Origin of the sequence: Paraburkholderia sp. BL6669N2, from assembly GCF_003387275.1 — a bacterium.
Classification (GTDB): Bacteria; Pseudomonadota; Gammaproteobacteria; order Burkholderiales; family Burkholderiaceae; genus Paraburkholderia.
The window spans coordinates 1,822,724-1,837,259 of sequence record NZ_QUNA01000001.1 but is presented as its reverse complement, the minus strand read 5'-3'; the positions used below and the strand labels follow the sequence as shown (position 1 = coordinate 1,837,259).

Genomic DNA, 14,536 nt, shown 5'->3' with positions numbered 1-14,536 from the left:
TGTGAGGTTCGCGAGTCTCGGTAGCGGCAGTGAAGGCAATGCGTTGCTGGTGGAAGCGCAAAACGGGGCAACCACCACACGCGTGTTGCTCGACTGCGGTTTTTCGGCCAAGGAAGTCGAGCGGCGTCTAACGCGGCTCGGCGCGAGCGTCGAGGGTCTCGACGCGATATTGATCACGCATGAACATAGCGACCACATTGGCAGCGCGCTGACGCTGGCGCGCAAGTGGTCGATTCCGTTGTACATGAGCTGGGGCACCGCCCGCGCGGTGGGCGCCGACGAGGCCGATATTGATCTGCAGGTGCTGTGGGGCGACGAAGCGGTGGCGATCGGCGACCTCAGCATTCTTCCCTACACCGTTCCGCACGACGCGCGCGAGCCGCTGCAATACGTGCTGTCGAACGGCGCGAGCCGGCTCGGCGTGCTGACGGATGTCGGCACGTCCACGCCGCATATCAGCTCGGTGCTGAGTGGCTGCGACGCGCTGGTGCTCGAATGCAATCACGACGTGCGGATGCTGGCGGGCAGCCGCTATCCGCAGTCGCTGAAGGCGCGCATCGGCGGGAATCATGGCCATTTGAACAACGACGCGGCGGCTGAAGTTCTCGCCTCGCTCGATCGCTCGCGATTGCGCCATCTGGTTGCCGCGCATTTGAGCCAGCAGAACAATCTTCCGGAACTGGCGCAGGCAGCGATGGCCGGTGTGCTGGGCGCGGCGCCGACGGAAGTGGTGGTGGCGTCCCAAGATGAGGGGTTTGCGTGGCTGAGCGTGTGACGCGCGTCTGACGCTGGATTTGCGCGCGGCAGACGCCGGGGCGCCATGAAAAAAAGCCCATAACGATTGCTCGTTATGGGCTTTGTCTTTCAGGGCGGTGGCGTTTCGAACGCCGCGCCCCAAATCAGGCTTAGTTGCGATTGCCGCCGAAGATGCCGAGCAGCGCCAGCAGGTTCACGAACACGTTGTACAGATCCAGGTAGATCGCGAGGGTAGCGGTGATGTAATTCGTTTCACCGCCGTTCACGACGCGCTGCACGTCGAACAGCATGTAGGCCGAGAAGATCACGATGGCCATGACCGACACCGTGAGCATCAGCGCCGGCAGATGCAGGAACACGTTCGCGACCGAGGCGAGCAGCAGCACGATCACGCCCATGAACAGCCATTTGCCGAGACCCGAGAAGTCGCGCTTGCTGACCGTGGCGATGGTTGCCATGGACGCGAAGATCACACCAGTGCCACCGAAGGCGAGCATGATCAGCGACGGGCCGTTCGAAAAACCGAGCACGAAGCTCAGGATGCGCGAGAGCATCAGGCCCATGAAGAACGTGAAGCCGAGCAGCACGAACACGCCGGCCGCGCTGTCTTTGGTCTTCTGAATGGCGAACATGAAGCCGAAGGCGATCGCGAAGAACGCCAGCATGCTCATGGCGGGACTCGTGGCGGCGAACAGCGAGAAACCGGTGGTGAGGCCCACCCACGCGCCCAGCACTGTCGGAATCATGGACAGCGCGAGCAGCCAGTAGGTGTTCCGTAGCACGCGGTTACGCGTTTCGACCGTGCTGACCGCGCCATTGCGGCCAAAGCTATACGGATGTTCGTTCATGGTCTCTCCTTACCTCAGAAGCGTGATGCGTATGGTTGTGAAGCGGGTTGTAGCAAGTGGTGCGGCGCCGGCAGGATTTCCCGCCGCCAGCAGCGCTCTCATCCCTAAGATTGGCGCGCGGGCGGGGAGTTTCAATACCGTGAAAATACCGCACCACCTACGCTACCAGTATTCGGAAACTCCTGCTTGGAGTCTTTCAATTCTGTAAGGGTTCAATCGCAATCATACACGGGAACATGCTACAATAGCGGATTCATTTGAATCTGTAACCTCTTAATTTTTTGGAGTTTTTATGGCGATCGAACGCACCCTGTCGATTATCAAGCCGGACGCAGTGGCCAAGAACGTGATCGGCCAGATCTACAGCCGTTTCGAAAACGCTGGTCTGAAGATCGTGGCTTCGCGCATGGTTCACCTGTCGCGCGCCGACGCGGAGAAGTTCTACGCTGTGCACGCTGCACGTCCGTTCTTCAAGGACCTGGTCGATTTCATGATCTCGGGCCCGGTCGTCGTGCAAGCGCTGGAAGGCGAGAACGCCATCCTGAAGCACCGTGATCTGATGGGTGCAACGGACCCGAAGAAGGCGGAAAAGGGCACGATCCGCGCCGACTTCGCCGACAGCATCGACGCGAACGCAGTGCATGGTTCGGACGCCGCTGAAACCGCTGCCGTTGAAATCGCGTTCTTCTTCCCGCAAGTGAACGTGTACTCGCGCTAAGCAGAACTCCCGTGCGCGATTCGTGCAGCCGACCGGATTTATCGCACGAATCGCCCGGCAAAGTAGTAAGGTAAAAGCAGCAGGAATGGGCGCGAACGGCATTGCGTTCATGCAGCTTGTTGCATGAACGCAGTCTCGCACTGAAATGGCAGGATTCGATATGACGAGCAGTCCCACCGTCAACCTTCTCGACCTCGACGCCCAAGGGCTTGTCGCTTACTGCGACAGCCTGGGCGAGAAGCCGTTTCGCGCCAAACAATTGCAGCGCTGGATTCACCAATACAACGCTGCCGACTTCGACGGCATGACCGATCTCGCGAAGTCCTTGCGCGAAAAGCTCAAGGGGCGCGCCACGATCTCGATGCCGGGCATCGTCAGCGACAATATTTCGACCGACGGCACACGCAAGTGGCTGATCGACGTCGGCAACAGCAACGCGGTTGAAACCGTCTACATTCCCGAAGAAACGCGCGGCACGCTGTGTGTGTCGTCGCAGGCCGGGTGCGCGGTCAACTGCCGTTTCTGTTCGACCGGCAAGCAGGGTTTCTCCCGCAATCTCACCACCGCTGAAATCATCGGCCAGTTGCGCATGGCCGAGTTCGCGCTGCGCGCGTCGCGCGGCGTGGACGGCGGGCGCGCCACGGGTGGCGACGGCAAGGGCGAGCGGGTCGTCACGAACGTCGTGATGATGGGCATGGGCGAGCCGCTGCTCAACTACGACGCGGTCGTGCCGGCCATGCGCCTGATGCTCGACGACAACGCCTACGGCCTGTCGCGCCGCCGTGTCACGCTGTCCACCTCGGGCGTCGTGCCCATGATGGACCGGCTCGGCGCCGATCTGCCGGTCGCGCTCGCGGTCTCCTTGCATGCGCCTAGCGATCCGCTGCGCGACATGCTCGTGCCGCTGAACAAGAAGTACCCGCTGCGCGAACTGATGGCGGCTTGCCAGCGCTATCTGAAGGTCGCGCCGCGCGATTTCATTACGTTTGAATATTGCATGCTCGACGGCGTGAACGACAGCGAAGCGCAAGCGCGCGAATTGCTCGCGGTCACGCGCGACGTGCCGTGCAAATTCAATCTGATTCCGTTCAATCCGTTCCCCGAATCGGGCCTCATCCGCTCGAAACCGGAGCAGATCAAGCGGTTTGCACAAGTATTGATGGACGCGGGCGTCGTCACTACGGTGCGCAAGACACGCGGCGATGATATCGACGCTGCCTGCGGTCAGTTGGCCGGCGCGGTGAAAGACCGCACCCGCCTCGCTGAGCGCACCGGGAAGGCAGCCAGGGTGATCGAGGTTCGCGCCGTGTAATCGCGCGGGAACGGCAGGGCGCCCGCGTTCGGAGAAGCTCCGCGAATGCGCGACAACCTGCTGTGCCGGCGTCGATTGAAAAGAAAGTTTGCAGAAGCGATCGGAAGCGGCGCACAAGGCCGCACATTTTGTTATAAACGGTCTGCGATTCGGACGTGAGGCTTTAGCCCGTCCGGCTCGCACGAGTGAAAAAGAATCGACGCGAAAGGATTTGGGATGAGTGAGCCGCAGCACCCGCAGCCGCAGGACACAGACACGAACGAAAGCCATCCGGCACCGGTCGCACGGGCGGCGGTGCAGCCTGTTGTGCAGCCGGGCATGGATTCGTTGGCGGCGGTTGGCGCGCGCTTGACCCAATTGCGTGAATCGAAAGGCTGGACGATCGACGACGTGTCGGCGCGTTTGAAAGTGTCCGTCACCAAGCTGCGCGCGCTCGAATCGGGCGACATCAGCCACTTGCCGGATACGACCTTCGCGCTGGGCGTGGTGCGCAGCTACGCGAAAATGCTCGGTGCGGATCCCACGCCGTTCACGGCGGCACTGCGCCGCGAAAAGGGAGTGCCCGCGCCGGATCTGTCGATGCCGGCGTCGTCGGGTAGGGATTTGCCGCGCGGCAAGGTATCGCTCTCGTTGGGTGGCAGTGGGCAAAAGAGCCGCTCGTGGCTGTGGGGCGTGGCGGCGGTGATCGTCGCGGTGATCGCGCTCGGCATGTGGCACACCAATGGCGGCGATTCGTCGGCCTGGCTGGCGCGCTTGAAAGCGAGCGCGAACGGTGCTACTGGCGGCGCAACCGGCGCATCGGGCGCGGTGGCGCAGGGCCAATCGGCAGGTTCGGAAGCGACTGCGGAAGAGGCTGCTTCAGCGCCGGATACGCAGGCGGCAGCGGAGAATGCAGCGTCGGCTACGCCGATGCCCGCGCCGCTCGCCACGGGTACGGCACCTTCGTCGGCCCCGGCAGTCACGGCAATGGTGGCCGCGCCTAAGACGGGTTCGCAGGCACCGGTTGGGGCAACGGCGCCGGGCGCGAGCGCACCGGCGGCTACGGTGACGCCGGCTGCGGGTCAGTCGACCGTCGCGTTGAGCGTGAAGCAGGATAGCTGGTTCAGCGTGCGTGGCAAAGATGGCAAGGAAGTGTTCTCCGGCCTCGTGCACGCAGGCGATACCAAGGCAGTAACGGGCGAAGCGCCTTTCAAGGTCACGCTCGGCAACAGGGCCGGCCTCGACTCGCTGACGCTCGACGGCCAGCCGGTCGATCCCGCGAAATATGCGGCGGCCAAGGGCAACGTGGCGCGTTTCGCGCTGCCTTGACAGATACGGTATGCGCCGCGGCCAACCGGTCCGCGGCGCTTTTTCAATTCAGGCGCGACGTCTTTTGTGTGGCGCATGCGGCGTAAATGGGTTTTTCGATGCAATCCGAAGCTCAATCCCAATCCAGTAGCAAGATCGTTTCCAACGAGCCGGTGTTCGGCGGCCAGGCACCGCGGCGCAAGTCGCACGCGGTGGACGTCCGTTGGGGCGGCCAGCTCGTTACCATCGGCGGCGACGCGCCAGTGCGCATCCAGTCGATGACCAACACGGACACCGCGGACGCGATCGGCACCGCGATCCAGATCAAGGAACTGGCACAAGCCGGCTCGGAGCTGGTGCGTATCACGGTGAACACACCGGAAGCGGCTGCGGCCGTGCCGGCCGTGCGCGAGCAGCTCGACCGCATGGGCGTGTCGGTGCCGCTGGTCGGCGACTTCCATTACAACGGCCATTTGCTGTTGCGCGATTACCCGGCGTGCGCGGAGTCGTTGTCCAAGTACCGGATCAATCCGGGCAACGTAGGTCACGGCGCGAAACGCGACACGCAGTTCGCGCAGATGATCGAAGCCGCGGCGAAGTACGATAAGCCGGTGCGTATCGGCGTCAACTGGGGCAGCCTCGATCAGGATCTGCTCGCGAAGATGATGGACGAGAACGCCGCGCGTTCCACGCCGTGGGAAGCGCAAAGCGTGATGTACGAAGCGCTCATCCAGTCGGCGATCGGCTCGGCGGAGCGGGCGGTCGAACTCGGTCTGTCGCGCAATCAGATCATTCTGTCGTGCAAGGTCAGCGGCGTGCAGGATCTGATCGCCGTGTACCGCGAACTCGCGCGCCGTTGCGACTTCGCGCTGCATCTGGGCTTGACAGAGGCCGGCATGGGTTCGAAGGGCATCGTTGCCTCGACGGCGGCGTTGTCTGTATTGCTGCAGCAGGGCATCGGCGACACGATCCGCATTTCGCTCACGCCAGAACCGGGCGCCTCGCGCACCGGCGAAGTGATCGTCGGCCAGGAAATTTTGCAGACCATGGGTCTGCGCTCGTTCACGCCGATGGTGATCGCGTGCCCGGGTTGCGGTCGCACCACCAGCACGCTGTTCCAGGAACTGGCATCGCAAATCCAGACCTATTTGCGTACGCAGATGCCGGTTTGGCGCGATCAGTATCCTGGCGTCGAGAAGATGCACGTCGCGGTGATGGGCTGCATCGTCAACGGTCCGGGCGAGTCGAAGCAGGCGAATATCGGCATCAGCCTGCCGGGCTCGGGCGAGAACCCGGCCGCGCCGGTGTTCATCGACGGCGAGAAGGTCAAGACGCTGCGCGGCGACAACATCGCGCAAGAATTCCAGCAAATCGTGAGTGACTACGTCGAGCGCAGCTATGGCCGCGCCACGGTAGCCAACTAAACATCGGCTCTCGAATACAGATGACAGAACAGAAGAAAAAGCTCGAAAAGCTCTCCGGCGTGAAGGGCATGAACGACATCCTTCCGCAGGAAGCCGGGCTGTGGGAATTTTTCGAAACGACCGTCAAGTCGATGCTGCGTTCGTACGGATACCAGAATATTCGTACGCCGATCATCGAGCATACGCAGCTGTTCAAGCGCGGTATCGGTGAAGTGACCGACATCGTCGAGAAAGAGATGTACAGCTTTACCGACGCACTGAACGGTGAAAATCTGACCATGCGCCCGGAAAACACGGCAGCGGTGGTGCGCGCGGCGATCGAACACAACATGCTGTACGACGGCCCGAAGCGTCTGTGGTACATCGGCCCGATGTTCCGTCACGAGCGTCCGCAGCGCGGCCGTTATCGCCAGTTCCATCAGGTCGGCGTGGAAGCGCTCGGCTTTGCCGGCCCGGATGCCGACGCTGAAATCATCATGATGTGCCAGCGTTTGTGGGACGACCTCGGGCTAATGGGCATCAAGCTCGAAATCAACTCGCTGGGCCTCGCGGATGAACGCGCGGCGCATCGTGTGGAATTGATCGCGTACCTCGAAAAGCACATGGACGTGCTCGACGAAGAAGCGAAGCGCCGTCTCTACACGAACCCGCTGCGCGTGCTGGACACGAAGAATCCGGCCATGCAGGAAGTCGCGCAGAACGCGCCCAAGCTGATCGATTTTCTCGGCGAAGAATCGCGCGCGCACTTCGAAGGTTTGCAGCGCATTCTGAAGGCGAACAATATCCCGTTCAAGATCAATCCGCGTCTCGTGCGCGGTCTCGATTACTACAATCTGACCGTGTTCGAATGGGTGACCGACAAGCTCGGCGCGCAAGGTACCGTCGCGGCGGGCGGCCGTTACGATCCGCTGATCGAGCAGCTTGGCGGCAAGCCGACGGCGGCATGCGGTTGGGCAATGGGCATTGAGCGCATCCTCGAGCTGCTGAAGGAAGAGCAACTCGTGCCGGAAGACGAAGGTTGCGACGTGTACGTGGTCCATCAAGGCGACGCGGCACGCGAGCAAGCCTTTATCATCGCCGAGCGTTTGCGCGACACCGGTCTCGACGTGATCCTGCATTGCAGCGCCGACGGTCAACCGGCCAGCTTCAAATCGCAGATGAAGCGTGCCGACGCAAGCGGCGCGGCCTTCGCCGTGGTGCTCGGCGAAGACGAGATCACCAACGGCACGGTCGGTGTCAAACCGCTGCGCGATACAAATGCTAACGGCGGTAAAAACGAGCAACAAAACGTGCCGGCCGAAGACTTGACCGAATTTCTAATCAATGCGATGGTTGCAACCGCCGAAGACGGCGACGACTGATCGCGATGTCGTCGAGCTGGTTGGTTTTCAATCGGATTCGACACGCACACGTAGCAAGAAAGAGGAAATCGCCGGGCAATGAGTTACCACGACGAACAAGAATCGATTGAAAGTCTGAAGGCATGGTGGACGCAGTGGGGCAATGCAACCACATGGATCGTGCTGGTGGCACTGGTGGCCGCCGCCGGCTGGAACGGCTGGAATTTCTGGCAACGGCGTCAGGCGGCTGAAGCCGCCGTGCTGTATGACCAGGTGCAGCAAGCCGTGGCATCGGGTGACAAGGCGAAGATCACGCGCGTCGCCACCGACATGGAAGACAAGTTCAGCCGCACCGCGTATGCGCAAATGACCGCGCTGGGCGCCGCCAAGGCGCTGTACGCCGCGGGCGACGAATCCGCCGCGAAGGCGCAACTGCAATGGACCATCGATCACGCGAAAGATGACGAGTTCAAGCAGATCGCCAAGCTGCGTCTCGCTTCGTTGCTGCTCGACGACAAGGCTTACGATCAGGGCCTCGCCTTGCTCGCCGAACCGCAATCCGACGCGTTCAAGGGCATCGTGGCGAACGGCCGCGGCGATCTGCTCGCCGCCCAAGGCAAGCGTGACGATGCACGCGCGGCCTATAAGCTCGCGCTCGACTCGCTGTCGAAAAACGATAGCTCGGCACGCCAGTTGATTCAGTTCAAGCTGGACGCGCTGGGCGGCTGATCGCCGCACATGAGCGCCCCAATCAGCGCCGCGTGCAACGACCAACCGGTCTCTTTTAACTAATTTCCTGAATGCTTCGTCCACCGATGAATCTGCTGAAACGTTACGCTGTGCCCGTTGCCTGTGCGATGACCGTGCTCACCATGGCGGCTTGCTCATCCACGAAAGACGAGCGCCGCGTGCCCACGCCGCTCACCGAGTTCAAACCCGTGCTCGACGTGCAGCAGGCCTGGAAGGCGAGCGTCGGTAAGGCAGGCCGTTACCTGTTCTCGCCGGTTGCGGTGGGCAACGCGGTGTACGCGGCCGGCGCGAACGGTTCGGTGGCGAAGATCGACGCGCAGACCGGTCAGGACGTCTGGCGCGTCAAACTGCACGACGACCTGTCGGCAGGTGTCGGCAGCGACGGCACACTCACCGCGGTCGGCGGCCTGAAGGGCGACGTCTACGTGCTCGGCGCGGACGGCAAGCAACTCTGGACCGCCAAGGCGCCGGGCGAAATCATTTCGCCGCCGCTCGTCGGCAACGGCCTCGTGGTGGTGCGTACGGTCGACGGTCAGATCACCGCGTTCAACGCGCAAACCGGCGAGCAGAAGTGGAACTACCGCAACCGCGCGGTGCCGCTCAATCTGCGCGTGTCGTCGGGCATGACGTTCGCGGGCGACGCGGCCGTGCTGGCCGGTTTCCCCGGCGGCGCGTTCGCGGCGATCAACCTGCAAACGGGCGACAACTACTGGCAAACGCCGGTGTCGTATCCGAAGGGCGTGACGGAAGTCGAGCGCATCAACGACGTGACAGGTCCGCCCACGCTGGTCGGTTCGGAAACCTGCGCCGTGACGTTCCAGGGCCAGATTGGCTGTTTCGACGCGAACTCGGGCCGCGCCGTGTGGGAAAAGGCGTTTTCGAGCACGAGCGGTCTGGCGCAGGATGAGCGCGCCGTGGTCGCGGCGGACGACTGGTCGGTGGTGTCGGCGTTCGATACCAACAGCGGCGCGCCGCTGTGGAAGAACGACAAGCTGAAGAACCGCGACCTGAGCGTGCCGTTCATTCTGGGTCACGCCGCGGTACTCGGCGACTATCAGGGCTACGTGCACTTCCTGTCCCGCGACGACGGCACGCTGGTCGCGCGCGTGAAGACCGACGGTAGCCCGATCACCGCAGCGCCGGTGCTCGCCGGCGAAACGCTGGTGGTGCTGACGCACGACGGCGATTTGTACGGCTACCGCCCGCGCTGATCGCGCGCAGCAATCGCTGTCTGGCGCGCAGGCCGGCTTCGCCGGCCGCGCGCGTTTTACTGAGATGCAGTTCGAGTTGTAGTAGCAGGGCAGAGTAAGTAAAAGAATTCCGCCGGACTGGCTGGTCCGGCAAGTCGGATCAGATATGGCGCACGGGCCCACGTGGCCATCGGTGAGTGCTTGCGGCATCACCTTCGACGGCAGGTTCGCCAATACCGCACAGAATCGGTTTCGAACCGGCGTGCGAGCCGTCGAGCAATCAAGACTGAATCTGGCGGCCCGCTGGCGTCGCCCATACAGCCAAACCCCCGTCCGCCCGGGCGTGCATATTGACAGCACATCCGGGGCTGGCCGAATTCGTGATAATTTTCGTCAAACGCTGCCGTGTAGCGGCCGCATGGCGTCGCTACGCGGCCGGTCGATTTCGATCCCGCGTTTCACCGTGAACAACATCTGATGAAACCCGTTATTGCCCTCGTCGGGCGCCCCAATGTGGGGAAATCCACGCTGTTCAACCGGCTCACGCGCACGCGTGATGCGCTGGTTGCCGACCTGCCCGGTCTCACCCGCGATCGCCATTACGGCGAGGGGCGCGCCGGCGACCGGCCGTATCTGGTCGTCGACACCGGCGGCTTCGAGCCGGTCGCGAAAGAAGGCATCCTGCACGAAATGGCGCGTCAAACCCGCCAGGCGGTCGAGGAATCGGACATCGTCGTGTTCATCGTCGACGGTCGCAATGGCCTCGCGCCGCAGGACAAGTCGATCGCCGACTATCTGCGCAAGGTCGGCCGGCCGATTTTCCTGGTCGTCAACAAGGCGGAGGGCATGAAGTACAGCAACGTCGCCGCCGACTTCTACGAACTCGGCCTCGGCGACCCGCGCGCGATTTCCGCGGCGCATGGCGACGGCGTCACCGAAATGATCAACGAGGCGCTCGAAGTCGCCTACGCCGGCCAGCCGGAAGAAAGCGACGAAGAGAAGCAGACGCGCGGCGTGAAGATTGCGATCGTCGGCCGTCCGAATGTCGGCAAGTCGACGTTGATCAATGCACTGGTGGGCGAAGAGCGCGTGATCGCGTTCGACATGCCAGGCACCACGCGCGATTCGATCTATGTCGATTTCGAACGCGGCGGCAAGCCGTATACGCTGATCGACACCGCCGGTTTGCGCCGCCGCGGCAAAGTGTTCGAAGCGATCGAGAAATTCTCGGTGGTGAAGACGCTGCAGTCGATCTCCGACGCCAACGTCGTGATCCTGCTGCTCGACGCGCGCCAGGACATTTCGGAGCAGGACGCGCACATTGCCGGCTTCGTGGTGGAGCAGGGCCGTGCGCTGGTGGTGGGCGTGAACAAGTGGGACGGTCTCGATCCGCATGTGCGCGACCGCACCAAAGCGGACCTCGAGCGCAAACTAAAATTTCTCGACTTCGCCAAATTCCATTTCATTTCCGCCGCGGAAAAAACCGGGATCGGCCCGTTGATGCGCTCGGTCGACGACGCCTACGCAGCCGCCATGGCCAAGCTGCCGACGCCGAAGCTCACACGCGCGTTGATCGATGCCGTCGAATTCCAGCAGCCGCGCCGACGCGGTCCGGTGCGCCCGAAACTGCGTTACGCGCACCAGGGCGGACAGAATCCGCCGATCATCGTGATTCACGGCAATGCGCTCGATGCGATCACCGAAACGTACAAACGCTATCTGGAAAACCGCTTCAGGGAAACTTTCAAGCTGACTGGGACTCCATTGCGCATAGAGTTCAGATCGTCGACGAACCCTTACGCGGATAAAGGCTAGACCTAGGCTGAAACCCGCGTGTGTGCTGGCTTTGGCCGCCTGGCCAGGCCTCCCGCGCAAAAATGAAAATCGGCTATAGTGTAGCGGTTGACGCTGGATCTCTTTTTCTTCCGCGTCAATTCAGTCAACCTGCAAAAAAACACGGAGTTTGCTATGAGCAACAAAGGGCAATTGTTACAAGACCCGTTTTTGAACGCACTGCGTAAAGAGCATGTGCCGGTGTCGATCTATCTGGTCAACGGCATCAAGCTTCAAGGGAACATCGAATCGTTCGACCAGTACGTCGTGTTGCTCCGGAATACGGTCACCCAGATGGTCTACAAGCACGCAATCTCGACAGTCGTGCCAGCCCGTCCGGTGAATTTCCACCCGGATTCTGAACAGTCCTAACCCCCGTCGCGGCCGGCGTAGCGTCGCCCGTTGGCGATTACTCCCGGCCGCCTCATCTTGATACCCTCCAATTTGATTAATGCAGCGCTTGTCGGCATCGACTTCGGTAAGATCGATTTCGAAGCCAGCCTGGAAGAACTCAGCCTGCTCGCGCAAAGCGCGGGCGCGAATCCCATAGTCACCCTCACCGGGCGCCGGTCCAGTCCCGATGCCAAGATGTTCGTCGGCAGCGGCAAGGCCGAAGAACTGCGTCTTGCGTGTGAGGCGAACGACATCGAACTCGTCATTTTCAATCACGCGCTGGCGCCTGCGCAGCAGCGCAATCTGGAGCAGGCGCTTAATCGGCGCGTGATCGATCGCACCAGTCTGATCCTCGACATTTTTGCGCAACGCGCCCGCAGCCATGAAGGCAAGCTGCAGGTGGAGCTCGCGCAACTGCAGTATCTGTCGACGCGGCTAATCCGCGCATGGACTCACCTGGAGCGGCAAAAAGGCGGTATCGGTTTGCGCGGCCCTGGCGAAACGCAGCTCGAAACCGACCGTCGTTTGATCGGCGAGCGCATCAAGGCGCTCAAGACGCGACTCGAAAAGCTGCGTCGTCAGCACGGCACGCAGCGCCGCGCGCGCAGCCGCAATCAGACCATGTCGGTGTCGCTCGTCGGCTACACGAACGCGGGCAAGTCCACGCTCTTCAACGCGCTCACCAAGGCTCAGGCGTACGCCGCCGACCAGTTGTTCGCGACCCTGGATACCACCTCGCGGCGCGTCTATCTCGGCGACGAAGCGGGGCAGGTGGTGGTGTCGGATACGGTCGGTTTCATCCGCGAACTGCCTCACCAACTGGTGGCGGCGTTTCGCGCCACGCTCGAGGAAACCATTCACGCCGACCTGCTGCTGCACGTGGTCGATGCGTCGAGCGCGGTGCGGCTCGACCAGATCGATCAGGTGAACGAGGTATTGCACGCAATCGGTGCAGACACGATCCGGCAGGTGCTGGTCTTCAACAAGATCGACGCGGTGCCGGAGTTGGCGGCCCGTGGGGACGCGGTTGAAAGGGACGAGTATGGTAATATTTCGCGCGTCTTTTTGAGCGCGCGCACGGGGCAAGGGTTGGACACATTGCGCGCAGCCATCGCTGAAATCGCAACTGCCGAACCTCTTCCCGAAACGCTGGTCGATCTCTCGGAAGAGGACCGGTCGGCAGCACCACGCGACGACCGCAAGGTCCCAGAACTCGGGCACTGACCCGTTCCAATTGCACTGACCCGCTGTCTACTCTGGTGAACGAACACAGGTGAACGATTACAACGAGCGGAGTATCTGGGTGCGCATGCGCGCCATGCTGTCACTGAACGATCCGCGCTGGGGCCGGGGAGACGCCAATGGCGACCGGCAACGTCCCAACGAGCCGAAGCGTCCGCCGAGCAAAGACGGCGAGGGACCGCCCGATCTCGACGAGATGTGGCGCGATTTCAACCGTCGTTTGAGCCGGGTGTTCGGCCGCAAGGGCGGCGGTTCGGGTGGCGGGCGTCCCGACAACGGTCGTAGCGCGCGGATCGGCGTGGGCATCGTGATCGGCGTGCTGCTGGCCATTTATCTCGGCAGTGGCGTGTTCGTCGTGCAGGACGGCCAGGCCGGTGTGGTCATGCAGTTCGGCAAGTATCGCTACACGGCGGGACAGGGCGTGCACTGGCGTCTGCCGTATCCGTTCGAAGCACACGAGCTCGTCAACATCGGCCAGATCCGCCAGGTGGAAGTGGGCCGCAACAACGTGGTGCGTCTCGCGAATGTGAAAGACGCGTCGATGCTCACGCACGACGCGGATATCGTCGACGTACGCTTCGCCGTGCAATACCAGGTGAAGAAGCCGACCGATTACCTGTTTCGCAGCGTCGATCCCGATCAGGGCGTGATGCAGGCTGCCCAGGCGGCGGTGCGCAACATCGTCGGCGCGCGCAGCACCAATGACATCCTCTATCAGGATCGCGAAACAATTCGCCAGCAACTCATGACGGCGATCCAGCAATCCCTGGATGAATATCAGTCCGGCCTCGCCGTGACCGGTGTGACGATCCAGGGCGTGCAGGTGCCCGACCGCGTGCAGGCCGCCTTCGACGACGCCGCGAAAGTCCGTCAGGAAAACGACCGCGCGAAACGCGATGCCGAAGCCTATGCCGCGGATCTTCTGCCGCGCGCGCAAGCCGACGTGGCGCGCCAGATCGACGCAGCGAAAACCTACAGCGAGAAGACCGTGGCCCAGGCACAAGGCGACGCCGAACGCTTCAAGCAGGTCTACGCGCAGTACTCGAAAGCGCCCGCGGTGATTCGCGAGCGCATGTACCTGGACACCATGCAGCAGATCTATTCGAATACGACCAAGGTGTACGTGGACAGCAAGAGCGGCAACAACGTGCTGTATCTGCCGCTCGACAAGCTGGTCGAGCAGACTCGCCAGCGGGTCGCCGACGCTGCCGCCGCCTCGGGTGCGGCAGCGGGCGCGACGGCCGCTGCCGCGCCGCAAGCGGCGAGCAATGCCGCGTCGCCTTTGGCTGCACCGTCCGCCTCCGCAACCGGCTCCGCGGCTTCGGCGCCTGCGGCATCCGCCGCGCCGGCCAGCCAGGCCGCAGCCGGCAGCGACGCGCTGCGTTCACGCGACTCCTTCCGCAGCCGTATGCGCGAAGACGACGTTCAATAAGGAGCGCACAT

At 62.5% G+C, this 14,536-nt stretch carries 13 protein-coding genes; 12 read left to right on the top strand and 1 reads right to left on the bottom strand.

What is annotated here, in order from left to right; genetic code table 11:
* Position 1: 1 nt before the first annotated feature.
* Positions 2-775 carry an MBL fold metallo-hydrolase gene (locus B0G80_RS08465; protein ID WP_116117695.1) on the top strand — a complete coding sequence of 258 codons (774 nt, stop codon included), beginning with the start codon at positions 2-4 and terminating at the stop codon, positions 773-775.
* A gap of 130 nt (positions 776-905) precedes the next feature.
* Here B0G80_RS08465 and B0G80_RS08460 read toward each other — a convergent pair whose 3' ends face one another.
* The gene (locus B0G80_RS08460; RefSeq protein WP_106279488.1) at positions 906-1,604 is read right to left on the bottom strand and encodes a Bax inhibitor-1/YccA family protein; all 699 of its coding nucleotides are present in this window, start codon (positions 1,602-1,604) and stop codon (positions 906-908) included.
* A 292-nt stretch (positions 1,605-1,896) separates the two neighbouring features.
* Here B0G80_RS08460 and ndk point away from each other — a divergent pair, with 292 nt between their 5' ends.
* The 11 genes from ndk (at position 1,897) to hflK (ending at position 14,525) form a co-directional block, all read left to right on the top strand.
* The gene (gene ndk, locus B0G80_RS08455) at positions 1,897-2,322 is read left to right on the top strand and encodes a nucleoside-diphosphate kinase (RefSeq protein ID WP_012433533.1); all 426 of its coding nucleotides are present in this window, start codon (positions 1,897-1,899) and stop codon (positions 2,320-2,322) included.
* A gap of 160 nt (positions 2,323-2,482) precedes the next feature.
* Entirely contained in the window at positions 2,483-3,634 is a 1,152-nt protein-coding gene (gene rlmN, locus B0G80_RS08450; RefSeq protein ID WP_116117694.1) for a 23S rRNA (adenine(2503)-C(2))-methyltransferase RlmN, read from the top strand.
* 216 nt (positions 3,635-3,850) lie between these two features.
* Positions 3,851-4,942 carry a helix-turn-helix domain-containing protein gene (locus tag B0G80_RS08445; protein WP_116117693.1) on the top strand — a complete coding sequence of 364 codons (1,092 nt, stop codon included), beginning with the start codon at positions 3,851-3,853 and terminating at the stop codon, positions 4,940-4,942.
* Positions 4,943-5,028: 86 nt separating this feature from the next.
* Positions 5,029-6,345: a flavodoxin-dependent (E)-4-hydroxy-3-methylbut-2-enyl-diphosphate synthase gene (ispG, locus tag B0G80_RS08440; RefSeq protein ID WP_116117692.1), complete on the top strand. Its 1,317-nt coding sequence runs from the start codon at positions 5,029-5,031 to the stop codon at positions 6,343-6,345.
* Between the two features lie 20 nt (positions 6,346-6,365).
* Positions 6,366-7,706: a histidine--tRNA ligase gene (gene hisS / locus B0G80_RS08435; RefSeq protein WP_116117691.1), complete on the top strand. Its 1,341-nt coding sequence runs from the start codon at positions 6,366-6,368 to the stop codon at positions 7,704-7,706.
* A gap of 78 nt (positions 7,707-7,784) precedes the next feature.
* Positions 7,785-8,414: a tetratricopeptide repeat protein gene (locus B0G80_RS08430; protein ID WP_106279496.1), complete on the top strand. Its 630-nt coding sequence runs from the start codon at positions 7,785-7,787 to the stop codon at positions 8,412-8,414.
* An 86-nt stretch (positions 8,415-8,500) separates the two neighbouring features.
* Entirely contained in the window at positions 8,501-9,646 is a 1,146-nt protein-coding gene (gene bamB / locus B0G80_RS08425) for an outer membrane protein assembly factor BamB (RefSeq protein WP_116117690.1), read from the top strand.
* Positions 9,647-10,102: 456 nt separating this feature from the next.
* Positions 10,103-11,440 (top strand): ribosome biogenesis GTPase Der, encoded by a 1,338-nt coding sequence (der, locus tag B0G80_RS08420; protein ID WP_116117689.1) that lies wholly within the window; start codon positions 10,103-10,105, stop codon positions 11,438-11,440.
* A 153-nt stretch (positions 11,441-11,593) separates the two neighbouring features.
* Positions 11,594-11,830: an RNA chaperone Hfq gene (hfq, locus tag B0G80_RS08415; RefSeq protein ID WP_006051315.1), complete on the top strand. Its 237-nt coding sequence runs from the start codon at positions 11,594-11,596 to the stop codon at positions 11,828-11,830.
* 30 nt (positions 11,831-11,860) lie between these two features.
* Positions 11,861-13,075: a GTPase HflX gene (gene hflX, locus B0G80_RS08410; protein ID WP_181919931.1), complete on the top strand. Its 1,215-nt coding sequence runs from the start codon at positions 11,861-11,863 to the stop codon at positions 13,073-13,075.
* 49 nt (positions 13,076-13,124) lie between these two features.
* Entirely contained in the window at positions 13,125-14,525 is a 1,401-nt protein-coding gene (gene hflK, locus B0G80_RS08405; protein ID WP_116117687.1) for an FtsH protease activity modulator HflK, read from the top strand.
* Positions 14,526-14,536: the final 11 nt, after the last annotated feature.